This is a genomic window from Streptomyces sp. NPDC093064, from assembly GCF_044754605.1.
In the GTDB taxonomy this organism is placed as follows: domain Bacteria; phylum Actinomycetota; class Actinomycetes; order Streptomycetales; family Streptomycetaceae; genus Streptomyces.
The window spans coordinates 1-26,030 of record NZ_JBIVPK010000013.1; the positions used below are offsets into that span (position 1 = coordinate 1).

The 26,030-nt window shown below is 71.4% G+C and carries 25 protein-coding genes; 16 read left to right on the forward strand and 9 right to left on the reverse strand.

Annotated elements, in window-relative coordinates:
- Positions 1 to 128 precede the first annotated feature (128 nt).
- The 9 genes from ACIQFZ_RS17645 to ACIQFZ_RS17685 all read left to right on the forward strand — a co-directional run bounded on the left by ACIQFZ_RS17645 (position 129) and on the right by ACIQFZ_RS17685 (position 7,894).
- Positions 129 to 773, forward strand: a complete 645-nt coding sequence (locus ACIQFZ_RS17645; protein ID WP_402691612.1) for an HAD family hydrolase — start codon at positions 129 to 131, stop codon at positions 771 to 773.
- A gap of 93 nt (positions 774 to 866) precedes the next feature.
- Positions 867 to 1,607, forward strand: a complete 741-nt coding sequence (locus ACIQFZ_RS17650; RefSeq protein WP_402691613.1) for a VC0807 family protein — start codon at positions 867 to 869, stop codon at positions 1,605 to 1,607.
- Positions 1,608 to 1,667: 60 nt separating this feature from the next.
- Complete coding sequence (locus ACIQFZ_RS17655) at positions 1,668 to 2,894, forward strand: MFS transporter (RefSeq protein WP_402691614.1); 1,227 nt, start codon at positions 1,668 to 1,670, stop codon at positions 2,892 to 2,894.
- Positions 2,845 to 4,017 carry an acetoin utilization protein AcuC gene (locus ACIQFZ_RS17660; protein WP_365427629.1) on the forward strand — a complete coding sequence of 391 codons (1,173 nt, stop codon included), beginning with the start codon at positions 2,845 to 2,847 and terminating at the stop codon, positions 4,015 to 4,017. The genes ACIQFZ_RS17655 and ACIQFZ_RS17660 overlap by 50 nt, the downstream gene beginning before the upstream one ends.
- An 83-nt stretch (positions 4,018 to 4,100) precedes the next feature.
- On the forward strand, positions 4,101 to 4,916 hold the full coding sequence (locus ACIQFZ_RS17665; RefSeq protein WP_365427632.1) for a phosphatase: 816 nt from the start codon (positions 4,101 to 4,103) through the stop codon (positions 4,914 to 4,916).
- A gap of 128 nt (positions 4,917 to 5,044) precedes the next feature.
- Complete coding sequence (locus ACIQFZ_RS17670; RefSeq protein ID WP_004984898.1) at positions 5,045 to 5,257, forward strand: helix-turn-helix domain-containing protein; 213 nt, start codon at positions 5,045 to 5,047, stop codon at positions 5,255 to 5,257.
- A 164-nt stretch (positions 5,258 to 5,421) separates the two neighbouring features.
- Positions 5,422 to 5,520, forward strand: coding sequence for a 30S ribosomal protein bS22 (locus tag ACIQFZ_RS17675; protein WP_003948845.1), 99 nt, complete (start codon positions 5,422 to 5,424; stop codon positions 5,518 to 5,520).
- 240 nt (positions 5,521 to 5,760) lie between these two features.
- Positions 5,761 to 6,819, forward strand: coding sequence for an NAD-dependent epimerase/dehydratase family protein (locus ACIQFZ_RS17680; RefSeq protein ID WP_402691615.1), 1,059 nt, complete (start codon positions 5,761 to 5,763; stop codon positions 6,817 to 6,819).
- Positions 6,820 to 6,832: 13 nt separating this feature from the next.
- Positions 6,833 to 7,894 (forward strand): lysophospholipid acyltransferase family protein, encoded by a 1,062-nt coding sequence (locus ACIQFZ_RS17685; protein WP_402691616.1) that lies wholly within the window; start codon positions 6,833 to 6,835, stop codon positions 7,892 to 7,894.
- A gap of 70 nt (positions 7,895 to 7,964) precedes the next feature.
- Here ACIQFZ_RS17685 and ACIQFZ_RS17690 read toward each other — a convergent pair whose 3' ends face one another.
- The 3 genes from ACIQFZ_RS17690 to ACIQFZ_RS17700 all read right to left on the reverse strand — a co-directional run bounded on the left by ACIQFZ_RS17690 (position 7,965) and on the right by ACIQFZ_RS17700 (position 11,642).
- Positions 7,965 to 9,197: a DUF5667 domain-containing protein gene (locus ACIQFZ_RS17690; RefSeq protein WP_376651832.1), complete on the reverse strand. Its 1,233-nt coding sequence runs from the start codon at positions 9,195 to 9,197 to the stop codon at positions 7,965 to 7,967.
- A 234-nt stretch (positions 9,198 to 9,431) separates the two neighbouring features.
- Complete coding sequence (locus tag ACIQFZ_RS17695; RefSeq protein WP_402691617.1) at positions 9,432 to 10,256, reverse strand: ECF subfamily RNA polymerase sigma factor, BldN family; 825 nt, start codon at positions 10,254 to 10,256, stop codon at positions 9,432 to 9,434.
- A 459-nt stretch (positions 10,257 to 10,715) separates the two neighbouring features.
- Positions 10,716 to 11,642: an HAD family hydrolase gene (locus tag ACIQFZ_RS17700; RefSeq protein WP_402691618.1), complete on the reverse strand. Its 927-nt coding sequence runs from the start codon at positions 11,640 to 11,642 to the stop codon at positions 10,716 to 10,718.
- Positions 11,643 to 11,771: 129 nt separating this feature from the next.
- Between ACIQFZ_RS17700 and ACIQFZ_RS17705 the strand changes: the two genes are divergently transcribed.
- The 5 genes from ACIQFZ_RS17705 (at position 11,772) to ACIQFZ_RS17725 (ending at position 17,583) form a co-directional block, all read left to right on the forward strand.
- Positions 11,772 to 12,056 (forward strand): glutaredoxin family protein, encoded by a 285-nt coding sequence (locus ACIQFZ_RS17705; protein WP_361421009.1) that lies wholly within the window; start codon positions 11,772 to 11,774, stop codon positions 12,054 to 12,056.
- A gap of 298 nt (positions 12,057 to 12,354) precedes the next feature.
- A complete protein-coding gene (locus ACIQFZ_RS17710) occupies positions 12,355 to 13,119 on the forward strand; it encodes a redox-sensing transcriptional repressor Rex (protein ID WP_365421026.1) in 765 nt (254 codons plus the stop codon).
- Positions 13,116 to 14,912 carry a glutamyl-tRNA reductase gene (locus ACIQFZ_RS17715; protein ID WP_402691619.1) on the forward strand — a complete coding sequence of 599 codons (1,797 nt, stop codon included), beginning with the start codon at positions 13,116 to 13,118 and terminating at the stop codon, positions 14,910 to 14,912. The genes ACIQFZ_RS17710 and ACIQFZ_RS17715 overlap by 4 nt, the downstream gene beginning before the upstream one ends.
- Positions 14,909 to 15,880, forward strand: coding sequence for a hydroxymethylbilane synthase (hemC, locus tag ACIQFZ_RS17720; RefSeq protein ID WP_365774611.1), 972 nt, complete (start codon positions 14,909 to 14,911; stop codon positions 15,878 to 15,880). Before ACIQFZ_RS17715 ends, hemC begins: the two co-directional genes overlap by 4 nt.
- Entirely contained in the window at positions 15,877 to 17,583 is a 1,707-nt protein-coding gene (locus ACIQFZ_RS17725; RefSeq protein WP_376651835.1) for a uroporphyrinogen-III synthase, read from the forward strand. Before hemC ends, ACIQFZ_RS17725 begins: the two co-directional genes overlap by 4 nt.
- A gap of 104 nt (positions 17,584 to 17,687) precedes the next feature.
- Here the strand turns inward: ACIQFZ_RS17725 and ACIQFZ_RS17730 are convergent, their stop codons facing one another.
- The 4 genes from ACIQFZ_RS17730 to ACIQFZ_RS17745 all read right to left on the reverse strand — a co-directional run bounded on the left by ACIQFZ_RS17730 (position 17,688) and on the right by ACIQFZ_RS17745 (position 23,150).
- On the reverse strand, positions 17,688 to 19,088 hold the full coding sequence (locus ACIQFZ_RS17730) for a PH domain-containing protein (protein ID WP_402691620.1): 1,401 nt from the start codon (positions 19,086 to 19,088) through the stop codon (positions 17,688 to 17,690).
- 93 nt (positions 19,089 to 19,181) lie between these two features.
- Positions 19,182 to 20,516: an NAD-dependent succinate-semialdehyde dehydrogenase gene (locus ACIQFZ_RS17735; protein ID WP_402691621.1), complete on the reverse strand. Its 1,335-nt coding sequence runs from the start codon at positions 20,514 to 20,516 to the stop codon at positions 19,182 to 19,184.
- Between the two features lie 52 nt (positions 20,517 to 20,568).
- Positions 20,569 to 21,669, reverse strand: a complete 1,101-nt coding sequence (locus ACIQFZ_RS17740; protein ID WP_365432602.1) for an alcohol dehydrogenase catalytic domain-containing protein — start codon at positions 21,667 to 21,669, stop codon at positions 20,569 to 20,571.
- The gene (locus ACIQFZ_RS17745; RefSeq protein ID WP_365432599.1) at positions 21,669 to 23,150 is read right to left on the reverse strand and encodes an APC family permease; all 1,482 of its coding nucleotides are present in this window, start codon (positions 23,148 to 23,150) and stop codon (positions 21,669 to 21,671) included. Before ACIQFZ_RS17745 ends, ACIQFZ_RS17740 begins: the two co-directional genes overlap by 1 nt.
- Before the next feature lie 167 nt (positions 23,151 to 23,317).
- Here ACIQFZ_RS17745 and ACIQFZ_RS17750 point away from each other — a divergent pair, with 167 nt between their 5' ends.
- Positions 23,318 to 23,980 (forward strand): TetR family transcriptional regulator, encoded by a 663-nt coding sequence (locus ACIQFZ_RS17750; RefSeq protein ID WP_365432596.1) that lies wholly within the window; start codon positions 23,318 to 23,320, stop codon positions 23,978 to 23,980.
- Positions 23,981 to 24,103: 123 nt separating this feature from the next.
- Positions 24,104 to 25,096, forward strand: a complete 993-nt coding sequence (gene hemB, locus ACIQFZ_RS17755) for a porphobilinogen synthase (protein WP_402691622.1) — start codon at positions 24,104 to 24,106, stop codon at positions 25,094 to 25,096.
- A gap of 159 nt (positions 25,097 to 25,255) precedes the next feature.
- On the opposite strand, the gene ACIQFZ_RS17760 is transcribed toward hemB, so the two are convergent.
- On the reverse strand, positions 25,256 to 25,666 hold the full coding sequence (locus ACIQFZ_RS17760; protein WP_365432590.1) for a hypothetical protein: 411 nt from the start codon (positions 25,664 to 25,666) through the stop codon (positions 25,256 to 25,258).
- 88 nt (positions 25,667 to 25,754) lie between these two features.
- The coding region (locus ACIQFZ_RS17765) for a hypothetical protein (RefSeq protein WP_402691623.1) at positions 25,755 to 26,030 on the reverse strand (276 nt) is incomplete at its 5' end.

The window sequence follows — 26,030 nt, forward strand, 5'->3', positions numbered from 1 at the left end:
TGCAGGGGGGACCCTGTGGGAGAGTAGGACGCCGCCGAACAAATTTTAAAGAAAACCCCCGTGCCCTTCGGCACGGGGGTTTTCTGCGTTTACGCTCGGTCGGCCGGCACTCGCTTAGGCTCGTACTCATGCGCTACGACCTCGTCATCTTCGACAACGACGGCGTCCTCGTCGACAGTGAGCCCCTCTCCAACCGGCTCCTCGCCGCCTACCTCACCGAGTTGGGGCACCCCACCTCGTACGAGGACTCCATCCGCGACTACATGGGGTCGGCGATGCACCGGATCCACGATCTCGTCCTGGAGCGGACGGGGAAGCGGCTGCCGGACGACTTCGACGACGTCTTCCACGCCCGTGTCTTCGCCGCGTTCCGGCGGGAGTTGAAGCCGGTGGCCGGTGCCGCCGACGTACTGGAGAAGCTGACGGTGGACGGGACGCCGTACTGTGTCGCGTCCTCGGGGAGTCATGAGCGGATCCGGGTGGGACACCGGACGACCGGACTTGACCGGTGGTTCGACGAGGAGCGGATCTTCAGTTCGCAGGACGTGGGCCGGGGCAAGCCGGCGCCGGACCTGTTCCTCCACGCGGCCGACCGGATGGGAGTGGCCCCCGAGCGGTGCGTCGTCGTCGAGGACTCCCCGCTGGGTGTGCGGGCCGCCGTCGCGGCCGGGATGGACGTCTACGGGTTCACCGCGATGACTCCGGCCGCGAAGCTCGCGGATGCCACCCAACTCTTCTCGCACATGGAGGAGTTGGCCGACCTGCTGACATGACGCCGACCACCGCCGCGGCACTGACGATTGTCATGCGGAGCTCCGGACGATCGTTTCTACTGGCGGACCCCCCTCGCCCGCGAAGCTTTGAGCATGACGACGAACACGAAGCGCGCGAACCTCGCCCCTCTGCTCGTGGATGTGGCGGTGCCGGTCGGCGGGTACTACCTGCTCAAGAACGGATTCGGGATGAGCACGCTGGCTGCCCTGGGGTGGAGCAGCGTGGTCCCCGCCCTGCGGACCGGGTGGGCCGCGGCCAGGGAGCGCAGGGTCAACGGGCTCGCCGCGCTCATCCTGTTCGTCAACGTGGTCGGGCTGCTGCTCAGTTTCGTCGCCGGTGACCCACGGCTGATGCTCGCCAAGGACAGCGGCGTCAGCAGCGCGATCGCCATCGGCATCCTGGTGTCCGTGGCGCTGGGCAGGCCGATGATGACCGCCGCCATGAAGCCCTGGCTGGTGAAGGGTGACGCGAGGCGGGAGGCCGCCTGGGCGCGACTGGCGGCCGAATCCACGGACTTCCGGCGGGCGGAGAAGGTGTTCTCGCTGGTGTGGGGCGTGGTGCTGCTCGCGGAGTGCGTGGTGCGGGTCGTGGGTGCCTACACGGTGCCGGTGGACACCATGGTGTGGCTCGGCACCGTGATCATGGCGGTCACGATGGTGCTCGGGTTCCTCCTGAGCGGTGCTCTCGCCGCCGGGCCGATGGCGTACATGCTGATGGCCGAGCTGAAAGCCGAAACGGACGCCGAAGCCACGCAGGTCCAGGAGCCCGCCGATGCCCAGGAGCCCGCCATGGCCCGGAAGTCCCCGAAGGGGCTCACCCTCGCCCGAAGCTGAGCAGAATTCATCTTTCACCGGACCTACCCACAGGTAGCCCAGGGCCCTACGCTCGCCGCCATGACAGATGTGCTGCGGCGCGGTAGGGCCTCGCTGGCGTTCAGCTTCTTCGCGCAGGGCGTCGCCTTCGCTCTCCTCGTGACGCGCATCCCGGCCATCCAGAGCCGGTACGGGGTCTCCGACGCGCTGCTGCCGGTCTTCCTGGCCGCCGTGCCGATCCTCGCCGGTATCGGCAGCACGACCACCGAACAACTGGTGAAACGCGTCCGGCCCAGCCGGCTGCTGCGCTGGTCCCAGCCCGTCGTCCTCCTGTCCCTGCTCGGCGCCGGGGCGGGTGGCCGGGTCGCCGAACTGGCTGTCGCGCTGGCCGCGTTCGGGCTGGCCGTGGGGATGCTGGACGCCTCGATGAACATGCTCGGGGTGAGCCTCCAGCGGGCGTACGGCCGCAGCATCATGCTCGGCTTCCACGCCGTCTACAGCCTCGGCGGGATCGTGGGTGCCTCGCTGGCCTGGGTCGGGGCGCACTGGCACCTGGCGCTGTGGGTGTCGTACCTGCCGGTGGTGGCGGTGCTGCTGCCGGCGGTCCTCGTGGGCAGCCGGTGGTACGTCGACGCCGACTCCGGCGGCACGCCGGACGAGGCCGGCGGGGAGGCCGGGGAGGACGGCGGGACCGTCGTGTTCCGGCTGCTGCTGCCGCTGTGTCTGGTGATGACGTTCGCGTACATCGGGGACTCGACCGTCTCCAACTGGAGCGCGAAGTACCTCCAGGACACGCTGGGCAGCTCCGAGCAGCTGGCGACGGTGCCGTACAACGTCTACATGGTCACCACGCTGCTGGGGCGGGCCATCGGGGACACCGGGGTGCGGCGGTTCGGTGCCGTGACCGTCGTACGGCTGGGCGCGCTGGTCGCGGCGCTGGGGTTCGCGGTGGTCGCCGGGGCGCCAGGTCCCTGGGTGGGCATGCTCGGGTTCACGCTGCTGGGACTGGGCCTGTGCGTGCTGGTGCCGCAGACCTTCGCCGCGGCCGGGCGCCTGTTCCCGGGCGCCTCGGACAAGGCCGTCGCACGGCTCAACATCTTCAACTACGTGGGTTTCCTGGTCGGCTCGCCACTGGTGGGCGCGCTGGGCGACGCCTGGAGCTACCGCGGGGCGATGCTGGTGCCCATGGTGTTGGTGCTGGTGACGTCGGTGTGCGCCGGGTCGTTCGCGCCGCGACCGGACCGATACGGTGGCGGTCATGAGCGGCCGCGCACAGCTGATGTGGGACGAGGCAGTAACGGGCTATGACTTCGGCCGGGACCACCCGATGGATCCGGTCCGCCTCGTCCTGACCCGGAAACTGGTCGGCGCGCTCGGACTCGACCGGGAGACGCGGCTGGTGGCGGCCAGACCGGCCGGCGACTCGACGCTGCGGCTGGTCCACCGGGAGGACTACATCGCCGCGGTGAAGGCCGCGTCGGCGGACCCGGGATCGGCCGACGGGACGTACGGGCTGGGGACGTTGGACGATCCGGCGTTCGCCGGGATGCACGAGGTGTCCGCGCTGATCGCGGGGCAGTCGGTGGCGGCGGCGGAGGCCGTGTGGCGCGGGGACGCGCTGCACGCGGTGAACTTTGCGGGCGGGCTGCACCATGCGATGCCGGGCGCCGCGTCGGGCTTCTGCGTCTACAACGACGCCGCGCTGGCGATCGCGCGGCTGCTGGAGCTGGGTGCCGAGCGGGTCGTGTACGTCGACACCGACGTGCACCACGGGGACGGGGTGCAGGCCGCGTTCTGGGAGGACCCGCGGGTGCTGACGATCTCGGTGCACGAGCATCCCCGGACCCTGTTCCCGCAGACGGGATGGCCACAGGAGACCGGGGCCCCGTCCGCCGAGGGATCGGCCGTGAACGTGGCGCTGCCGGCGGGGACCGGGGACGCCGGATGGCTGCGGGCGTTCCACGCGGTGGTGCCGGAACTGGTCGCCGACTTCCGGCCGCAGGTGCTGGTCACCCAGCACGGGGCGGACACGCACTTCGAGGATCCGCTGGCGCATCTGGCGGTGTCGCTGGACGCGCAGCGGGCGGTGCAGATGGCGTGCCACGAGCTGGCCCACGAGCACGCCGAGGGGCGGTGGGTCGCGCTGGGCGGGGGCGGGTACGCGGTGGTGGACGTCGTACCCCGGTCGTGGACGCATCTGGTGGGGATCGCGGCGGGGCGGCCGGTGGAGCCGGAGACGGTGATTCCCGAGAGCTGGCGGCAGGCGGTGTACGCGCGGACAAGGCAGTTGGGCCCGATGCGGATGACCGACGGGCGGTGGCCGGTGTCCTGGGCGGACTGGGAGGCGGGGTACGACCCGGCGGACCGGCTGGACCAGGCGATCCTGGCGACCCGGCGGGCGGTGTTCCCGCTGCGGGGCCTGCTGCCGTAGCGCCGGTCACAGCACTAGGCCGACTGTGCGGTGTTCCCGGGTTCTCGGGACGACCGCGGGGGGCGTGCGTCAGCATCGCTCGGGTGTTGAGCATCGCGGCGCTGCGCGCCCATCTGGTGAGGGCCCGTCTCGCCGGGATGGTGACCACGACGCGGGAGGCCGGCCTGCGCAGCTATCGGCTGTTCGCGGCCCGGGACCCCCGGGTGCTGATCGGGATCGACCCCGAAGGGCCTTGGCAGCAGCGGGACTTGATCGACCTGATGGCGCGCAGGTGTGGTGTTTCGGCCGATCCGCGGCACACTTTCGGTCCCGATGCCATCGACCCGGATCTGACGCTGGCCGCGCTGGACGCCTTCGCAGACCGGCTCGGTGCGGCGGCGCGGCGCGGCGCCCCCGTGCTCCTCGGCACCGGGCACCCGCACCGGCTGCTCGGTTTCTACGCCGCGCTGGCGGACGCCCTGTCGGCGGCGGGATGTACCGTTCTCACCCCCGCGCAGGGTCGCTGTGTCGACATAACGACCCGGTTCGGTCTACGCACGTGCCGCCTCGAGTACGTACGAGGAGTCGCCCTGGTCCGGCCTCCCGGCACCGAACGCTCCGGTTGTGAGCCCGGCGCGCACACGCATTCACCGCTCCCGGTTCGGCTGGCGCTCGCGGCGGCGGCCGACGCCGGCGGCCCGCTGCCGGAACTGGTGATCGGGGATCACGGCTGGGTCTGTGGTGCAGGTCAGCTGGGGTTCGAGGCCATGGGGCCGGCCGACACGAACGACCCCGCGCTCTTCGTCGGGCAGGCGGAGGGGCGGGTGTCCGTCGTCGTTCCACTTGATGACGGCGTACGGTCCGCCTACTACCGCCCGCTGGCCCGCTACGTACTCAATCGCGCGTGTCTGTCACAGTAGGCCGCTGATGGTCCACCTCTTCCCCACTCGCATCACACGCCCCTAGTCTGGGGAGTGAGCACGCAGCGACGAAGAGTCACCGGAAGGGGAAGCCGGTGGCCGTCGAGTGCGGAAGGTTCAGGTGTGTCATGGCTGCAGCTGGCGAAAGGCCTCTGAACGAGGTTCAGTTCCTTACCGTGGCGGAAGTCGCCTCGGTGATGCGAGTGTCGAAGATGACCGTGTACCGCCTGGTGCACAGCGGTCATCTGCCCGCGATCCGGGTGGGGCGGTCCTTCCGCGTCCCGGAGCAAGCGGTTCACGAGTACCTCCGCGAGAGCTACGTGGGGGTGGAAACCGCCTGACGGCGATCAGGAGGGGTCCGTGAAGGACACTGCGGAACACTTCCGGATCCCTCCGGACACCTCGATTACGACCTCAGCGCTCGGGCGGGTAGGCTAGCCCCTCGTAGGTCGTGTGGGCCCATGGCGCCCAAACACCGAGTGATGAGAAGTGAGCGAGGGTAGTCGTGGGCTCTGTTATCAAGAAGCGGCGCAAGCGGATGGCCAAGAAGAAGCACCGCAAGCTGCTCAAGCGCACCCGCGTCCAGCGTCGCAACAAGAAGTAGACGCCGGTCGCGCGAGGTACGCGCCAACGCGAAAGCGTGTCTGTGGCCCCCCACCGCATCCGGTGGGGGGTCGCGTGCGTCCCGGGCCGGCCGGCCGCGGGATGGCTCGATCCCGTTCGCACGCACGTACCTGCCGTCACGTCGCGCATCGAGAGGTCACCGCAGCGCAACCTCGACCCGATAGGTTGGCCGCACACGGGGAACCCGGCGGTGATCCGGGCGGGAAGGAAGGCGCTGATCTTGGGACAGGTCGTGCTCGTGACCGGAGTGGCCCGTCAGCTCGCGGGCCGGTTCGTACGGCGCATCCAGCGTGACCCGGAGGTCGACCGGGTGATCGCCGTGGACGCGGTCCCGCCCGAGCACCATCTGGGCGGCGCCGACTTCGTCCAGGCGGACATCCGGCAGCCCACGATCGCGCGGGTGCTCGCCGAGACGTCCGCCGACACGGTGGTGCACATGGACGTGACCGGCACCGCTCTGGGCAGCGGCAGCCGGGCCCTGGTCAAGGAGACCAACGTCATCGGCACCATGCAGCTGCTGGGCGCCTGCCAGAAGTCCCCGTCCGTCAAGCGGCTGGTGGTCAAGTCCAGCACCAACGTCTACGGCTCCGCGCCCCGGGACCCGGCGGTGTTCACGGAGACCACCCCGCCCAAGTCCCTGCCCAGCGGCGGTTTCGCGAAGGACACGGTCGAGGTCGAGGGGTATGTGCGGGGCTTCGCCAGGCGGCGGCCGGACGTCGCCGTGTGCGTGCTCAGGTTCGCCAACATCCTCGGTCCGACGGCGGACACCCCGCTCGCCTCGTACTTCTCGCTGCCGGTGCTGCCGACGGTGTTCGGCTACGACCCGCGGTTGCAGTTCGTCCATGAGGACGACGTGATCGAGGTGCTGCGGATCGCCTCGCACGAGCCTCGTCGCGCCACCCTCAACAGCGGCACGTTCAACATCGCAGGCGACGGCGTGCTGCTGCTCTCGCAGTGCTCCCGGCGGCTGGGACGCCCCACGGTGCCGCTGCTGCTTCCCGCCGTGACGTGGGCGGGCTCGCTGGTGCGTACGCTGGGAATGACGGACTTCTCACCCGAGCAGATCCGCCTGCTGACCCACGGCCGGGTCGTGGCGACGGACCAAATGCGCGAAACACTCGGCTTCGCACCCAAGTACACGACCGCAGAGACCTTCGCCGAGTTCGCCCGCAGCCGCGGCCCCGGGCTGCTGCCGCCGGAGGTCCTCGCGGGGGCCGTCGACCGGATCGCCGCCCTGACCCACCCGGGCAGTGGCCACCCGACGCAGAGCGCCTACTGAGGAGCGCAGCACCATGGCGGACGCCAAGGTCATTCCGTTCGACGACGACCGGTCCCGTGGAAGCGCCGGACAGCGGCCGTCGCGGCGCCGGAGCACGGGGAGCCGCCGCACCGGCGCCGAGTCGGCGACGGTCGGCGAGGTGCAGCCCCTGCCTGCCAGGGGTGCCGCGCAGGATGATGTCGCTGTGACCAGTGAGGAAGAGCCGACGCAGCCGCCGAGCCGGCCGCCGCAGCTCGGCGGTCTGGAGCGGCGCATCGCGAGCGGTCTGTCGTTCCTGCGCCGCCGCCTCACCGGGGACTACGACGTCGACGACTTCGGCTACGACGCCGAACTCACCGACCAACTCCTGATGTCCCTGCTGCGGCCGCTGTACGAGAAGTACTTCCGGGTCGATGTGAAGGGCATCGAGAACATCCCCGCCGAGGGCGGCGCCCTGATCGTCGCCAACCACTCCGGCACGCTGCCGCTGGACGGGCTGATGATGCAGGTCGCCGTCCACGACCGGCATCCCGCGGACCGGCATCTGCGGCTGCTCGCCGCCGACCTGGTGTTCGTGCTGCCGGTGGTCAACGAACTTGCCCGCAAGCTCGGCCACACCCTCGCCTGCACCGAGGACGCCGAGCGGCTGCTCGGGCAGGGCGAGCTGGTCGGGGTGATGCCGGAGGGCTTCAAGGGCATCGGCAAGCCGTTCAGCGAGCGCTACAAGCTGCAGCGGTTCGGCCGTGGCGGCTTCGTGTCGACCGCGCTGCGCCAGGGCGTGCCGATCATCCCGTGCTCGATCGTCGGGGCCGAGGAGATCTACCCGATGATCGGCAACGCCAAGACCCTCGCGCGGCTGCTGGGCATCCCGTACTTCCCGCTGACGCCCACCTTCCCGTGGCTGGGGCCGCTGGGCGCGATTCCGCTGCCGACGAAGTGGACGATTCAGTTCGGCGAGCCCATCCCGACGGACGGGTATCCGCCGGAGGCGGCGGAGGATCCGATGCTGATGTTCAACCTGACCGACCAGGTCCGCGAACAGATCCAGCACACCCTCTACAAGCTGCTGGTGCAGCGCAGGTCGGTGTTCTTCTGACGGTGCCACGAAGGCGGGGGCACCCCTGGTGAGGGTGCCCCCGCCTTCGTGGGGCTGTGCTCGGCACCGCCTACTTCGCGTCCTCCGCGTTGATGCCGAGGCCGGGCAGCAGACCCGGGAGGAGCGGCGGGATCGTCACGTCGGGGCCGCTGGGGGGTGACTTGGTCGCGGACGGCGAGGCGCTGCTGCTGGGCTTCGGCGGGTCGAGCAGACCGCCGGTGGAGCCGCCGAGCAGCCCCTCGTCCTGGCTGCCGGAGCCGGCCGACGCGCTGGGGCTGTCGCTGCCGGTCTGGGGGCTGCCGGAGGCGGTGTCGCCGTCGGCGCTGGGCTGGGCCGAGTGCGCGGCGCCGGGAGAACCGGCGGACGGCGTCGGCCGGGGGCCGTGTTGCTTGCCGTCGCCGCCCGGGGCGGGGTGCTGCGGGAGCATCGACTGGAGCGGGGCGACCTCGTCGTCTATGGCGTCGAACACCGACGACACCTGCTGACTGACGTCGCCGAGCTGCACGGGGAGGCGGTCGCGGAGCGCGCCCCAGGCCTCGCGGTGGGACCGCGAGAAGGTGGAGAGCGCCTGGATGGGACGCAGGGAGTCGGGGTCCCGCTCGTACGCCTCGTGCAGCAGGCGGTGGCCCTCGGTGGCGTCGTGCTGCATCCCGGACAGGGTGCGGCGGATCTCGCCGAGCGACTCGTGGTCGAGCCCGCCGCCGCGGCCGCGCTCCATCAGCCTGCGAGCCTCGCTCAACCGGGTCGAGGCGAGGTCGAGGTAGGCCTGGCCCTGCTCGTCGGCGCCGTCGGTCAGGTAGGTGAGCTTGAAGTCCTCGATGCCGCGTTTGAGGCCGTACAGCGAGTCACCGGGGAGGGCGCTGGAACTGGCGGCGGCCACTCCGCCGAAGGCTCCCGCCGCCACACCCACGCTGAGTCCGCCGGCGGCCAGCGACTTGCTCAGCCGCGTGCGCGGCCGCAGTTTCCCCAGGCGGCTCGCCCGGTGTGCGCCGCGCGCCCGTTGCCTGGGCACCGGTGGGTCACTCGCCTCGCCCGCCGCGGTGCTCTCCTGGAGCATGGCCTCCATCGCGGCCACCAGGCGGGCCCGCTGGACGACCTTGACCTCGGGGTCCAACTCCGGCCGCGGCAGCGCGTCCAGACCGGTGGCGAGGGCCAGCATACGGCCCTGCTCGGTCTGTTCCGCGGCAGCCGGGGTCCGTGCCGGTCCTTCGGCCTGTTCGGCCGCCGTGCCCCGGTCGGACAGTTCTTCCAGGGACTGGGCGAAGGCGTTCGCCCGCCGGTGCGCCGATACTTTCGCGATCACTGGCGGCACCTCCTCTCGTCATGACGGTCGACTCCCCGGGAGTCCTGAGGGTGCACGTCCACAGCCGCTTCTTCCGATCGGTCGATCAGGATTGGCCAAGGCGTGACCACAGGGAGCCTCTATCCCGCACAACGAGCGGCGCGGCACTTGGGTTACGGACCCGGGCGGATCGGATCGAGAAGTCAACGCACCTCAACAGAGCGTGAGTTGAGAGTCGCGGAGCGTGTGCGCGGCTCAGCGTGCGTCGTCGGGGAGAAGCCGGGCCAGGGTGCGCACGGCCCGGTACTGAAGGGTCTTGATGGCACCCTCGTTCTTGCCCATCACCCGGGCGGTCTCCGCGACGGACAGGCCCTGGAGGAAGCGGAGCGTGACGCATTCCTGCTGCTGTGGGTTGAGCCGTCGCACGGCGTCCAGGAGGGCGGCGTTGGACAGGGATTCGAGGACGGAGTCCTCGGGGGAGCGCTCGACCTCGTTGGCGTCGAGCATCTCGCCGGTGGTGACCTCGAGCCGGAACCGGCTGGACTTGAAGTGGTCGGCGACGAGGTTGCGGGCGATGGTGACCAGCCAGGCGCCGAAGTCGCGGCCCTGCCAGGTGAAGGTGCCGATACGGCGCAGGGCGCGCAGAAAGGTCTCGCTGGTGAGGTCCTCGGCCGTCGCCTTGCCGCCGACGCGGTAGTAGATGTACCGGTACACGGTGTCGCTGTACTGGTCGTAGAGCCGTCCGAAGGCGTCGGCCTCGCCGGCCTGGGCGCGCTCGACGAGCTCCATCATCCGGGCGCTGTCGCTGTCCGCGGCGGGGCGCCGGACGGTGGCCGCCGCGGCCGGGCGCCCTCGCCTGCCGGCCGCCCGCCCGTCGCCGGTTCGTCGCCCCTCGACCACGGCGCTGCGAGTCGGCACCTGCTCCATGCCGTCGGCCAGCGCGTAGGCCGGACCTACCGGCGCGGCGGTGGCGAATAGGGGGCTGGCGTACGCGGTGGGGACGAGACCGCGCAGCAGGTCCAGGACCGTTGCGCGGAGCGTAGCCAGGCCCGAGGCGTCAACCCCGACGTGTGGGTACACGGGACTCCCAGAGGCAGAGCTTCCATCACGTGCAGTGCGGAACCGTTCACCCGTCGTAGCGACGATGGGGTCCGGGTTTGCGTCTGAGGAGAATAACGCTTCGTGTAGGCGCTGCTACACCGAGTTGCTCAAATCATCGATTCCGTCGCTTCCGTAACCGATTGGCATGCGTTCGTACGTCGGAGAGTGACCGTTTGCTGACCGATCTGTTCCGTCTTCGGTATATGCCTGGGGCGCATCCTGGCGATGCACCGCCAAGTCGAATGGCCAGAACGGCATGGGCGTACGTTCGGTCAATTGCCCGCGGATCCGGGTGCGCCGCACGGAAACGATCGGCGAAGGCCCGTACCGCCACTGGGCGGCACGGGCTGCGGGCGGTACGGACGGCGGCCGGCCGCGGTACGGGTGGTGAGCGGCCGGCGGCGAGTGGGGGAGTGGTGGCGGTGCGGTACGCCGGTGTCAGCGGCGGCGGCGGTGCAGGGCGATGGCCGCCGCGGTGCCGCCGGCGACGGCGCCCACGCCGGCCGCCGCGGGGATGCCGACCTTGGCCGCCTTGCGGCCGGTGCGGTAGTCGCGCAGGCGCCAGTCCATCGCGCGGGCGTGGCGGCGGAGTTTGGCGTCGGGGTTGATGGCGTAGGGGTGGCCGACCAGGGACAGCATGGGGATGTCGTTGTGGGAGTCGCTGTAGGCGGCGCAGCGGGTCAGGTCCAGGGCCTCCGCCGCGGCCAGGGCGCGTACCGCCTCGGCCTTCGCCGGGCCGTGCAGCGGCTCGCCGACCAGCCGGCCGGTGTAGACGCCGTCGACGGACTCCGCCACCGTGCCGAGCGCGCCGGTCAGGCCCAGGCGGCGGGCGATGACCTGGGCGATCTCCACCGGCGCGGCTGTGACCAACCACACCTTCTGACCGGCGTCCAGGTGGGCCTCGGCGAGTGCGCGCGTGCCCGGCCAGATCCGCTCGGACATGTACTCGTCGTAGATCTCCTCGCCGATGGACTTCAGCTCGGCGACCCGGTGGCCCTTCACGATCGACAGCGCCGAGTCGCGGGCGTCCTGCATGTGCTCGGGGTCCTCCACCCCGGCCAGCCGGAACCACGCCTGCTGCCAGGCGAACTTCGCGAGGTCGCGCGTGTCGAAGAACTTCCGCTTGTACAGGCCCCGGCCGAAGTGGAACAGCGCGGCGCCCTGCATGACGGTGTTGTCCAGGTCGAAGAAGGCGGCGGCCCGCTCGTCCCCGTGCACCGGGAACTCCGACGCCTCCTGCGGGGCCGGCGGGACGCCCGCTTCCTGCGAGGATTTGCGCGCTGCCTCCGCAGAGGCCTCGCCTGCCAACACGCTTCGCGCCGTGGCGGAGCGCCTACGGGAAGTGAGCCATCCGAGAGCGGCCATGGCGTGAGCATAGCCAGTTGGCCGGGTGGTTCCGGAGTCGAGAGGTTTCGCGGCCCGTGAACTCTTCGCGACGACGTCGTTGCGGCGGTCCGCGCCGGCGGGGTTCCGCGGCCCCGTGCCGGAGCGACAATGGCCGACATGAGTCCCATCTTCCGCCGCAAGTCCCCCGGGCCCCAGGGGCGGCTCGTCACCCTCGTCCGCAAGCCGGGCTGCCACCTGTGCGACGACGCGCAGGCCGTCGTGGAGAAGGTCTGTGCCGACCTGGGCGTCGCCTGGGAGCAGAAGGACATCACCCAGGATCCGGAGCTGTACGACCAGTACTGGGAGCAGATTCCGGTTGTACTCGTCGACGGTGAACAGCACACCTTCTGGCGGGTGAACGAGGAGCGGCTGCGCAAGGAGCTCGCGGGCTGATCGGGACTGACCGAGGAGTCCAAACTGGCCGGAAGTCGCCTAGGATCGATGGCGTCTTGGTCTCGGGGGTGGGGATCGTAGAGGAGAGTGTGCGGTTTTGCCCCCAACAACAAAGGCACAGTGGTGCGGATGTGGCGGTTCCAAACATCCGCGCCGGGGGTGCGTGACCCCGGTCACGTTGGCCGGGCAAATCGGACACCATCTTTGTGCACACGTTCACAAAGACATAGCCTGCTGTCGACGGGGCGGTCTGGGGACATATGACCGCCCGCAGCCCCGCTCTACCCGCAGGAGCACCGTGGCAACTGGCCGAACTCACCGACCGGCGACCCGTAGCCGAGGGATTCCCGAGGCCACCGTCGCCAGGCTTCCGCTGTACCTCCGAGCCCTGACCGCACTGTCGGAGCGCTCGGTGCCCACGGTTTCCTCAGAGGAGCTCGCGGCCGCGGCGGGGGTCAATTCCGCCAAGCTGCGCAAGGACTTCTCCTACCTCGGCTCCTACGGGACCCGCGGGGTCGGCTACGACGTCGAGTATCTCGTGTACCAGATCTCCCGCGAACTGGGGCTCACCCAGGACTGGCCGGTTGTGATCGTCGGTATCGGCAACCTCGGCGCCGCCCTCGCCAACTACGGCGGCTTCGCCTCCCGCGGCTTCCGCGTCGCCGCGCTCATCGACGCCGACCCCGCGATGGCCGGCCGGCCCGTCGCCGGCATCCCGGTCCGGCACGCCGACGAGCTGGAGAAGATCATCCGGGACAACGGCGTCTCGATCGGCGTGATCTCGACCCCCGCGGGCGCCGCCCAGCAGGTCTGCGACCGGCTGGTGGCCGCCGGTGTCACCTCCATCCTGAACTTCGCGCCGACCGTGCTGTCCGTCCCGGACGGCGTCGACGTGCGCAAGGTCGACCTCTCCATCGAGCTTCAGATCCTCGCCTTCCACGAGCAGCGCAAAGCCGGTGAGGAGGCCGTCGCCGACCGCGCCGTCCCGCCCGCCGCCGCGGTTCGCGACGAGTCCACCGACCAGGGCCCGGACGGGGATGTCCCCGCCGTGATGCCGGCATGAGTCTCCTCGTCGTCGGACTGAGCCACCGCAGCGCCCCGGTCAGCCTCCTGGAGCGCGCCTCGCTGAGCGCGGACGGCCAGGACAAGCTGCTCCAGGACACCGTCGCCGCCGAGCCGGCCACCGAGGCCGCCGTCCTCGCCACCTGCAACCGCATCGAGCTGTACGCCGACGTGGACAAGTTCCACGCCGGTGTCGCCGAGCTGTCCACGCTGCTCGCCCAGCACAGCGGGGTCGGTCTGGAGGAGCTCACCCCGTATCTCTACGTGCACTACGAGGACCGGGCCGTCCACCACCTGTTCTCGGTGGCCTGCGGCCTGGACTCGATGGTCGTCGGCGAGGGCCAGATCCTCGGCCAGATCAAGAACTCCCTGGCCCGCGCCCAGGACCTGCACACCGCCGGGCGCCTGCTGAACGACCTGTTCCAGCAGGCCCTGCGGGTCGGGAAGCGGGCCCACTCCGAGACCGGCATCGACCGCGCCGGGCAGTCCCTGGTCACCTTCGGCCTGGAACAGCTGTCCGCGGGCGCGGACGTGCAGGCCTGGGCGCGCGGCAAGAAGGCCCTGGTCATCGGCGCCGGCTCGATGTCGTCGCTGGCCGCCGCCACGCTCGCCCGGGTCGGCGTCGGCGAGATAGTGATCGCCAACCGTACGCAGGACAGGGCCGAGCGCCTCGTCCAGATCCTCACCGAGGACGACGACACGGACGTGTTGGCCCGCGCGGTACCGATGGACGCGGTGCCGCTCGAGCTGACACGTGCAGATGTCGCCGTCTCCTGCACCGGCGCGACGGGACTCGTCCTGACCGCCGAGACGGTCGCCTCCGCGGTCGAGGGCCGTACCGGGACGCCCGTCACCATGGCGCGGGCCGCCGGGGAAGAGCACGGCAGCGGCCGTACGGCGGTGCGGACGGACGTCCGCGAGACCCCCCTGCCGCCCGTGGGCGCCGCCGGTGCCGACGAGAACTGCCCGCTGGACCTCGCCGCCGCCGAGCCCGGCTTCTCCCTGATGGGCGAGTCCGCCGTGGCCGGCCTGGACGCGGCCACCCTGGAGCAGCACGGGACCTGGGTCGATGGGGGCACCGCCCTGCTCGAGCGGAGCCGAGAGGCCGACCGCCGCGAGTCCGCCCGTGCCGAGGCGGACCCGGAGGCCGACGCCGAGCTGATCACCGCGCTCGCCGCGACCGTGGCCGGCGCCGGCCGGATCCCCGAGCACCGCAGGCCCGAGCCGGTCGCCGCCGCACCGCGCCCCGAGCCGGCCCTGTTCGTGCTGGACCTCGCCATGCCGCGCGACGTCGACGCGGCCGTGCACCGGCTCGCCGGGGCGCGCCTGGTGGACATCGAGTCGCTCGCCGAGGCCTCCGCGGACGCTCCGATGGCCGCCGACGTCGACCAGGTCCGCCGTATCGTCTCCGACGAGGTCGCGGCCTTCGGGGCGGCCCTGCGGGCGGCGCACATCACACCCACCGTCGTCGCGCTGCGCACCATGGCCGCCGACGTCGTGAGCAGCGAGATCGCCCGCCTGGAGGGGCGGCTGCCGAGCCTCGACGACAAGCACCGGGCGGAGATCACCCAGACCGTCCGGCGGGTCGTGGACAAGCTGCTGCACGCGCCGACGGTCAGGGTCAAGCAGCTCGCGGCCGAGCCGGGCGGCGTCGGATACGCGGACGCGCTGCGCACCCTGTTCGACCTGGACCCCGGGACGGTCGCCTCCGTCTCCCGGGCCGACCGCGATTCCGAAGACTCCGAGAAGCACGACGACTCCGAGAAGCACAGCAAGAACCGAGGGCCAGCATGACTGAGAAGGCACTGAGGCTCGGGACCAGGCGGAGCAAGCTCGCCATGGCCCAGTCCGGGTTGGTGGCGGACGCCGTGAGCCAGGTGACCGGACGGCCTGTCGAGCTCGTCCCGGTCACCACCTACGGCGACATCTCCCGTGAGCACCTCGCACAGATCGGCGGCACGGGTGTGTTCGTGGCCGCGCTGCGCGAGGCGTTGCAGCGGGGCGAGGTGGACTTCGCGGTTCATTCGCTCAAGGACCTGCCCACCGCGCAGCCCGAGGACCTGGTCCTGGCCGCCGTACCCGAGCGCGAGGACCCGCGCGACGTGCTCGTCGCCCGGGACGCGCTGAAGTTCACCGACCTGCCCCGCGGGGCGCGCATCGGTACGGGCTCGCCGCGCCGCATGGCCCAGCTGAACGCGTACGCCCGCGCCCACGGCCTGGACATCGAGACGGTCCCGATCCGGGGCAACATCGACACCCGCATCGGCTTCGTCAAGAACGGCGAGCTCGACGCGGTGGTGCTCGCCGCCGCCGGGCTGAACCGGGTCGGCCGGAGCGACGAGGTGACCGACTTCCTGTCGGTCGACACGATTCTGCCCGCCCCCGGCCAGGGGGCCCTGGCGGTCGAGTGCAGGGCGGGGCACACCGCCCAAGACGCTGCCCTCGCCGCCGAACTCGCCGAGCTCGACGACCCGCACACGCGGGCCGCCGTGACCGCCGAGAGGTCACTGCTCGCCGCCCTGGAGGCCGGTTGCAGCGCCCCCGTGGGCGCGCTGGCCGACCTGTTGGGCGACGGGCAGATTGTCAAGGAAATGCGCCTGCGGGGCGTCGTCGGCAGGCCCGACGGCTCCGCACTGGTGCAGCTGTCCACCACTGGTCCCGTGCCCCAGACGCACGAGCAGGCGATGGCACTCGGTCGCGAACTCGCCACCGAGATGCTCGCCCAGGGCGCGGCCGGTCTGATGGGGGAGCGAGCACAGTGAGCCCCACCACCCTTCCCGCCTGTCCCGAACACGGGCACGTCACCTTCCTCGGTGCCGGACCCGGAGATCCGGGACTGCTCACACTGCGCGCCGTGGAGGCGCTGGCCAACGCGGACGTCCTCGTCGCCGAGCACGAGGTGCTCGACGTCGTGCGCACGCACGCCAGGCAGGGCGTCGCCGTCGTGCACACGGACCCGGGTCCTTCGGCGGACTCGCATCCGGGCACGGGCGCACCCCAGCTCACGGTTGTTGACGGTACGTCAACAACCGCTGGGATCCCCGCGGTGCGGGATGCCGCACATCTTGTCATGGAGGCCGCGCGGGGCGGCAGGCGGGTCGTCCGTGCGGTGTCCGGGGACCCGGGACTCGACACGTACGCCGCGGAGGAGATGCTCGCCTGCGCCGCCGCGGGCGTTCCCTTCGAGGTCGTCCCCGGTATCGCGGCCGCCGTCGGCGTGCCCGCGTACGCCGGGGTGCCGCTGCGCGACGCCCAGGGCACCGACGTACGGTTCGTCGACGCCCGTACGGCCTCCGACCGCTGCTGGACCGAGGTCGGCGCCTCGGACGGCACGGTCGTCGTGTCGACCACGCTCGACTCGGTCGCCGCGGCGGCCGGTGAACTGGTCTCGGCGGGCCGCAAGCCCGACACGCCGATGACGGTGACGGTCGCCGGTACGACCACCCGCCAGCGCACCTGGGCGGCGACGCTCGGCACGATCGCGCAGACCCTGAAGCAGGCCAAGGTCCTGCCGTCCCCGGACGGCGGGCGCCCGGTGATAGCCGTGGTCGGCGAACGCAGCGCCACCGCGCAGCGCGACCAGCTCTCGTGGTTCGAGTCCAAGCCGCTGTTCGGGTGGAAGGTCCTCGTGCCGCGCACCAAGGAGCAGGCGGCCTCGCTCTCCGACCAGCTGCGGTCCTACGGAGCCGTGCCGCACGAGGTCCCGACGATCGCCGTCGAGCCGCCGCGCACGCCCCAGCAGATGGAGCGCGCGGTGAAGGGCCTGGTGACCGGCCGCTACGAGTGGATCGCGTTCACCTCGGTCAACGCGGTGAAGGCGGTGCGGGAGAAGTTCGAGGAGTACGGCCTTGACGCCCGTGCGTTCGCCGGCATAAAGGTGGCCGCGGTCGGCGACCAGACCGCGAAGGCGCTGATCGCCTTCGGCGTGAAGCCGGACCTGGTGCCGAGCGGCGAGCAGTCGGCCGCGGGCCTGCTGGAGGACTGGCCGCCGTACGACCCGGTCTTCGACCCGATCGACCGTGTCTTCCTGCCCCGAGCGGACATCGCCACGGAGACCCTCGTGGCGGGCCTGATCGAACTGGGCTGGGAGGTCGACGACGTCACGGCCTACCGCACGGTCCGCGCCTCTCCGCCCCCGGCGGAGACCCGCGAAGCCATCAAGGGCGGCGGCTTCGACGCGGTGATGTTCACGTCGTCGTCCACGGTGCGGAACCTGGTCGGCATCGCGGGCAAGCCGCACAACGTGACGGTGATCGCCTGCATCGGCCCGGCCACGGCGAAGACCGCCGAGGAGCACGGCCTGCGGGTGGACGTGATGGCCCCCGAGCCGTCCGTCCACAAGCTGGCCGAGGCCCTGGCCGACTTCGGCGCGAGGCGCCGCCTGGCCGCCCTGGAAGCGGGCGACCCGGTGACCCGCCCGAGCGAACGCCGCCCGGGGGCGCGGAGGCGCCGCTCGTCGACGTGAGTGCGATGTGAGTGCTGAGTGAGCTGGTGGCGGAGCGTGCCGTACGGGCGCGTTCCGCCACCAGCTCGTTTGCGTGAACCCCGGCGCCGTCGTGGGCCGGTCTTTCACTGCCCGGGGTTCGCGGTGTTCACGGAGGTTTTCGTGAGGGCCAGTCCGCGGAGGATGCGGGCCAGGTCGGCGGGTTCGGCCGCGAGGCGGACCGGTGTGCCGGCGTCATCGAGTTCGGCGACGTGCCAGCGTCTGTCCACGGGGTCGGAGCTCCGGGCGCGTCGCACGTTCTTGAGGGTGAGCCTTTCCACCGGTATCGGCTTCGCCGCGAACCGGCCGGGACCGGGTGCCACCGCGGAAGGGCCGCCGTCCAGGACGATGTGGGTGCCGAAGCCGCGCGGGTTGGTGTCCTCCAGGAAGCGGGCGGTCAGGAACTCCTCCTCGTTCTCCTGGGCGGCGGACTTCCCGGTCGCTGCTCCTGGCGCGGAGGCAGAGGTGGTGTGCCAGGCCCCGGCGAACAGGCCCAGCGTGACCAGCGAGCCCACGGCGAGCCACGTGATCGCCACGGGCGAGGAGAACAGGGTCGTGGGGTGGAGGTAGCAGAGCGGCAGGAGCCACAGAGCGGTGGCGACGAGCGCGCCTCCGAACGGGAGGGCCGGCGGGAGCTCCCTGTCGTCGCGCAGACGGCGCCCGAGCAGGCTCAGCAGCGAGTGGGCCGCGGGGTAGCACGCGGCGAGAGCGAACACGGCCGCGAAGACGGCCGTTCCTCCGGCGGTGGGGACGTTGGCGTGCCACTCGTAGCGCTTTCCGGCGACCTTCATCACCCGGCCGCGCCAGAAGGTCAGTTCGACATGGTCGCCGGCCCGGAACTCCATGGCGGCATCGCGTGAGACATCGATTCGCTCCAGCGGCCGGCCGTCGGTGAAGTACAGCCAGCTGGGCCGCTTGGGCAGCTTGTCCTCGGTTCGCGAGATCACGGCCGGAACCGCGGTCAGGCACTCGTCGTGCTCCGTGGCGGGCGTCTCGGCGGTGCACGCGGTGGCCGACTTCCACGCCTGTTCGTCCGACGCGGTCTCCGACACGGACCCCGCGGCCATGGCCGCGCACGCGAGCAGCACAGGGCACAGGACCAGCAACCCCACCCAGCCGCGCCGGGGGGTGCGGTACGACACGGCGGGGACCTTGCTCGACTCCGTGGCTTCGTAGCGGCGGTGCAGCGCGCGGAGCGCTTCCACCTCGGTGTCGAAGTCCGGGTCGTCGGACGCCCGGCTCCGCGGCAGGGGCAGGAGCCGCTCACGTCCGTCGTGCAGTACCAGGCTGACGCGACGGGGCTTGTGGGCCCAGGGGGATCGCGCGGACTTCCGGTGCACGCGCAGTTCGGCGATGTCGCCCCATGGCACGCTCCGGCGGCGCAGCAGGGTCCGGAGGTGCAGACCACGGGCGTCGCTCACCCGGACCAAGGGCCACAGGACGCGTCTCCAGCGGGAGCGGCAGGTCACGTTCCACACATCGGCCATGCGCGGCATCCTGCCATCAGCCGAGCCGCACCTGCCGGTGCGGTGGTCCGGGCCCCCGTCGGAGGCCCGGACCTGTTCACGTGCCCTGAGTTGTCACGCCACGGTTCGGATGAGCTTCTTGTTGACGAACTCCTCGATTCCGGGGCGGCCGAGTTCGCGGCCGAAGCCGGAGCGCTTGATGCCGCCGAAGGGCAGTTCCGCGCCCTCGGCGCCGACGCCGTTGACGAAGACCATGCCGGCCTCGATGCGGTCGGCGACGCGCTCGGCCTGCGCGGGGTCGGTGGTGAAGACGTAGGACCCGAGGCCGTAGGGGGTGTCGTTGGCGATGCGCAGGGCGTCGTCCTCGTCGGCCGCCGGGAAGACCATCGCGACCGGTCCGAAGAGTTCCTGGCGGGCGGCGGTGTGTTCGGTGGTGAGCCCGGTGAGGACTCCGGCCGGGAAGTAGGCCCCGTGCCGTTCGCCCTCGCTGTGGAGCGTGGCGCCCTGGGCGACCGCCTCGTCCACCTGCCGGGCGAGGTTCGCGGCGGCGGCGGCCGACGACAGCGGGGCACCGGTCTCGCCGGCGAGGAGCCGCGCGGTGAACTTCTCGACGAACGCGTCGTAGAGGTCCTCGACGACGACGAACCGCTTGGCGGCGTTGCAGGCCTGGCCGGTGTTGTCGAGCCGGGCGGCGACGGCGGCCTCGACGACCGCGTCGAGGTCGTCGGTGGACAGCACGATGAACGGGTCGGAGCCGCCGAGTTCGAGAACGACGCGCTTCAGGTTCCGCCCGGCGATCTCGGCGACGGCGGCGCCGGCTCGCTCCGAGCCGGTGAGCGAGACGCCCTGGACCCGCGGGTCGGCGATCACCTCGGCGATCTGCTCGTTGGTGGCGTACACGTTGACGTACGCGCCGGCCGGGAAGCCGGCCTTGGCGAACAGCTTCTCCAGCAGCGCGGCGGTGGCCGGGCACTGGGGGGCGTGCTTGAGGACGATGGTGTTGCCGAGCGCGAGGTTCGGGGCGGCGAACCGGGCCACCTGATAGGCCGGGAAGTTCCACGGCATGATGCCGAGCAGGACGCCCACCGGGCTGCGCCGGACGACGGCGCTGCCCGGACCGGAGGTGACGTCGAGCGGCTCGTCGGCGAGGAACGCCTCGGCGTGGTCGGCGTAGTAGTGGTAGATGTCGGCGCAGAAGCCGACCTCGCCCTCGGCTTCGGCGAGCGGCTTGCCCATCTCGCGCACGATGCTCGCGGCCAGTTCGGCCTGGTGCTCCGTGTGCAGGTCGCCGAGTCGGCGCAGCAGCGCGAAACGCTCGGCCACGGAGCTGGTACGGCCCCAGGAGGTGGCCGCGTGGGCGGCGGCGACGGCATCCGCGATCTCGGCGTCGGTGGCGGTCGGGTAGGTCTCGGCGACTTCGCCGGTGGTGGGGTCGGTGACGGCGTACATCAGGCCTCCGGAAAGTGGTCGGGTACGGGGCGGCTGTCGGTCACGGGGCGGCTCACGGGGTCAGGATCGTCCTGACCCCGGTGTTCGACCTGAGATCGTCGAACGCCTCCGCCGTCTCCCGCAGCGGCCGGGTCTTGCCGATCAGGTCGTCCAGCGGCAGCCGGCCCGCCAGGTAGAGGCGGGCCAGCTTGGGGATGTCGATCTCCCCGACGCTGGAGCCGTAGTTGCAACCGAGGATACGTTTGCCCTGGTCGGCGAGGTCGAACAGGTTGAACGAACCGGTCGCGCCGGTCGGTGCCATCCCGACCAGGACTGCCGCGCCACCCGAGGCGAGCATGTCCGGGAGGGTTTCGACGACCTTGGGGCTCCCGATCGCCTCGAAGGCGTAGTCCACCCCGCCGAGCTCCTCCTGGCACCAGGCGGCGACGTCGGTCCCGGCGCCGTCGAGTGTGTGGGTGGCGCCGAACCGCTCGGCCACGGCGAGCCGTTCGGGGGAGAGGTCGACGGCGACGACGGGGTCGGCGCCCACCAGGCGAAGACCCATCACCACGCTGAGCCCCACGCCGCCCGTACCGACGACGACCGCGGACTCGCCGGGACGGACCCGGGCGGTGTTCATGACGGCGCCGATGCCGGTCGTGATGGAGCAGCCGAGGAGGGCGCCGATGCTGAACGGCAGTTCCTCGGGGACCTTCACCGCCGCCGACTCGGGTACGACCAGCCGGTCCGTGAACGCCCCCAGGCCCAGGTAGGGCCACACCGGGTCGCCCTCGGCGTCCGTGAACGGGGTGGTCCCGTCGGGCAGCGTGTTGGCGACGGCCTTGGTGCCGGTGCACAGCCACGCCATTCCGGCCACGCACTTGCGGCAGCGCCGGCACGGCGCGAACCAGGACAGCACGACGTGGTCGCCGGGCCGTACGGAGGTGACGCCGGCGCCGACCGCGGTGACCACTCCGGCCGCCTCGTGCCCGAGCACGAGCGGCCGGTCGGTCGGCCAGTCACCGGTCACGATGTGCAGGTCCGAGTGGCACACGCCGGCCGCGCGCACGTCGATCTCGACCTCGCCCGGCCCGGCGGATCTGAGGGAGACGTCCTGCGACCGCAGCCCGGAGACCGGGTCGAAGACGATGGCCGGGGAGAGTTTCGAGGGCATCAGGACACCTTCACCTTTTCGGGGGCCGGGTTGTGGGGGAGCTGGGTGTGGGGTTTGGCGACCGCGACGTAGACGAGACCGATGGCGAAGAGCACGGAGAAGACCAGGATCACGGCCCAGACCTGGATCCAGCTGCCGCCGGCCGGGGCGAGTTCGGCGCGGGGCCAGGCGATGTTGACCGCCTCGAAGAGCAGCCACACCACGGCGAGCACGTTGACCACCAGGCCGGTGCGTCCCAGCTGCAGTTCCCCGGCGGAGGGGTTCCACCGGCCGCTCAACCGGGCGGCGAGCGCCACGACCGCGACGGTCAGGAAGATGAAGTAGAAGCCGCCGGAGCCGAAGGCGATCAGGGTCGCCGCGGCATTGCCGTTCAGCCCGAGCAGCAGCCCGAGGCCGGCCAGCACGGCCGTCGCGATGAGCGAGACGTACGGGATCTGCCGCGGGCCGACGGTGGCGAGCGTCGAGGAGAAGGGCAGCTGCCGGTCGCGGGCGAACGAGAAGACGGCTCGCCCGATGTACGTCTGGATCGAGATGGCGCACGCGAAGAACGCGATCAGAACGACGACGACGAACGGCTTCTCGCTCCATCCGCCCAGCCCGTCCGTCACGGCGGCGAGGACCGGATCCGCCGTCCGGCCGGACACGGCGTCCTCGGGCCGGCGCAGCGAGAGCGTCACCGCGAGCCCGGTCAGCAGGACCGTGAAGGCGACGAACACATAGGCGCGCAGCAGCGCCCGCGGCACGCTGCGCCGCGGCTGCTCGGTCTCCTCGGCGACCTGCGTGGTCGCGTCGAAGCCGAGGAAGGCCCAGCCGGCCACCGCGAGACAGGTCAGGAAACCGGCCAGGACGGACCCCTTGGAGGCGACCTCGGCTCCCAGCGTCTCGAACAGGATCCCGAAGCCGTTGTGGCGCACGAAGAGCAGCAGGATCACGCTGATGGCGATGGAGGCGACGCCTTCGGCGAGGATGCCCGAGTTGAGGAAGTGCTTCACCGGGTTGACGCCGAGCAGGTTGATCGCGAGCGCCACGGCGATGAAGACCACGCCGAGGAGCACGTGGGTCGTCGCCGACGGTGCCCCGTCGCCGAAGAGCATGTGCAGCCAGCTCGCCCCCAGGTAGGCCACCGTGGCCAGTGACGCGACGGCCGAGGCGAGATAGATCCAGCCCACCAGCCAGCCCAGTCGGGGTCCGCCCAGCCGGCGCACCCACTGGTAGACCCCGCCCGTCATGGGGAACTGGGAGGACAGTTCGGCGTAGACGACGGCGGTCAGCAACTGGCCGAGGAAGGCCGCGACGACCGCCCAGATCCACGCGGGGCCGGCGAAGACGAACCCGAGCTGGACGACGGCGTAGACGCCGACCACGGGGGAGATGGTCGCGAACCCGATCGCGAACACGGCCCACGGGGACAGGGTGCGTTTCAGCTCCTGCTGATAGCCGTACTCGGCGAGGTCACCGGCGTCGGTGTGAGTGTCGTTCACATGCGTCTCCTGACGGTGGTGCGTGCCGGAGGTGCCGGCTCGGCCGGGACGGGGCCGGGCCCTGTCGCCGGGGCGAGATCCCCTTGATCAGCGGCTTCCTGACGTCCACGGTTATTGGTCGCGTGGCCAATTTCCCAATTGGTCGCATACTCAATAACATTCCGGGCATGACGTCAAGGGGTCCGGGCAAGCGAGTCCGCAAGGCGCCGGCCGAGCGCCGCAACGAGATCCTCACCAGCGCCGCGCGGATCGGACTCACCGAAGGGCTGGAGTGCGTCACCCTGCGGCGGATCGCCGACGAACTCGGCGTCCAGTCCGGACTCGTCGGCCACTACTTCCCCGCGGCCGACAAGCTCGTGGCCGAGGCCTTCACCAGCGCCACGATGGCCGAACTCGACAGCCTGCTCCCGGAAGGGCCGTCGGAGGGATCGCCGGAGGGACCGGCCGACTCCGGCGACGACAGCCCACTGCGCACACTCCGGCGCTTCTTCACTCTGATCTCCAGCGCCGACTTCGACGACGTCAGCAGGCTCTGGCTCAACGCGCGGCATCTGTCGCGCTACCGTCCCGTACTCCACGAGCACGTCGTGGACCAGGAACTGCTCTGGTGCCGGCGCATAGAGCGGCTCATCACCGCCGGAGTGGAGACCCGGGACTTCCGCTGCGGCGACCCCTGGGCGGCGGCCGTGCGCATTCTCGTCGTGATCGACGGAACCAGCGCCTACATCAACACCAGCGCCGACCGCCGCGCGGCGCCGATCGCCGACATGGTCCGCACCTTCGCCGAGGCCGAACTCGGCCTGGCGGCCGGCGCCCTGAAATCGTCCTGACGCACGGCGGGGGACGGCGGTGCGGCGGCACCGCGGAGCCCGCCCACGCCCACTTTGCGGCGCCCGCCCCGGCCGACTCCCCGTCGGCAAAGGCATCGGGGCGGCGGGCGTAGCGTAGAGGGCATGACGAAGTACGGATCCTTTCCCGGTACGCGTCCTCGCCGGCTGCGCACCACCCCCGCCATGCGGCGCATGGTCGCCGAGACCCGGCTGCACCCGGCGGACCTCATCCTCCCCGCGTTCGTCCGCGAGGGCGTGAGCGAGCCCGTGCCGATCTCGGCGATGCCCGGGGTGGTGCAGCACACGCACGACAGCCTGAAGAAGGCGGCCGCCGAGGCGGTGGAGGCCGGGGTCTCCGGGATCATGCTGTTCGGGGTGCCGGAGGAGGGCAAGAAGGACGGCCTCGGGACGGCGGGGACGGACCCGGACGGAATCCTCCAGGTCGCGCTGCGCGATGTGCGCGCCGAGGTCGGGGACGAACTGCTCGTCATGTCCGACCTGTGCCTCGACGAGTTCACCGACCACGGCCACTGCGGTGTCCTCGACGCCGAGGGCCGGGTCGACAACGACGCCACACTCGAGCGGTACGCCGAGATGGCCCAGGTCCAGGCCGACGCCGGCGCCCATGTCGTGGGCCCCAGCGGGATGATGGACGGGCAGATCGGCGTCGTCCGGGACGCGCTGGACCAGATCGGCCGGGAGGACGTGGCCATCCTCGCCTACACCGTCAAGTACTCGTCCGCGTTCTACGGGCCCTTCCGGGAGGCCGTCGGCTCCTCGCTGCAGGGGGATCGCAAGACCTACCAGCAGGATCCGGCGAACCTGAGGGAGTCGCTGCGGGAGCTGGCCCTCGACCTGGAGGAGGGCGCCGACATGGTGATGGTCAAGCCGGCCGGTCCCTACCTCGACATCCTCGCCCGGGTCGCCGACGCCGTGGACGTGCCGGTCGCCGCCTACCAGATCTCCGGCGAGTACTCGATGATCGAGGCCGCCGCCGAGAAGGGCTGGGTCGACCGGGACCGGGCCATCCTCGAGTCCCTGACCGGGATCAAGCGGGCCGGGGCGCGCAACATCCTCACCTACTGGGCCACCGAGGTCGCGCAGAAGCTGCGCTGACCCCGCCACCCCGCCGGGTCGCCCGTTTCCGCACGGGTGGCCCCGCCGCGCCGTGACCGGTGTGCGGTCCGCGGAGGGGCAGCGTCTTTCGTTTGGATCAGGCCGGATCAGGGCGCGGTGCCTGGGCCCGCGAGCCCGGCATGATCCAAACGAGAGGCCCTAGGAGCCCGTGCCCCGTTCGCCTTCGCCGCGCCGGCCGCGGGAACCTCCGCCCGCCGACGCCCGGGCGGTGCCGTCGGCGCCGCCGTGCGAGGCGGCGTGCTGGTTCAGCACCTTCATGATCTCCATGGCCAGGGACTCCGCCAGGGCGGGCGCGAGGGATTCCGCCAACGCGGTCGCCAGGACCTGCGCGAACAGCGCCTTCTCCAGTTCCGAGGACCGGGAGTGCGCCGGCCGGGAAAGGGACGTCGCGGCGGCTTCCAGCAGAGCCGCCGCCAGCGGGTCCTTCCCATGCCTCATACCGGTACCGGTGTGCGGAATCCCGGACTCGCGCACCATTTCCTCGAAGACCTCGTCGATGAAGGTCTCCAGGGGATCCCGTTCCGTCTCTCCGCCGGACTCAGCTGCCATTTGTGGTTCCTCAAGTTCGATTGCCGTACGGGACCCGCCCCCCGACGCCGGTGAGCGCGGCCGTCGGAGGGCGGGGTGTCGCCAGCTCCTAGCGCCGGGCGGCCAGCGCGGCGAGCAGCAGGGGGTGCTGGATCATCGAGCCCCCGCGCTCCTCGCGGCGGCGCATGAGCATGGCGAGGAGGAGGGGGTTCTCGATGATGGGTTCCTCCCGTTCCTCCCGGCGGCGCATCAGGGCGGCGAGCAGCAGGGGGTGCTGGATCATCGACTCCCCGCGCTCCTCGCGGCGGCGCATGAGCATGGCGAGGAGGAGGGGGTTCTCGATGATGGGTTCCTCCCGTTCCTCCCGGCGGCGCATCAGGGCGGC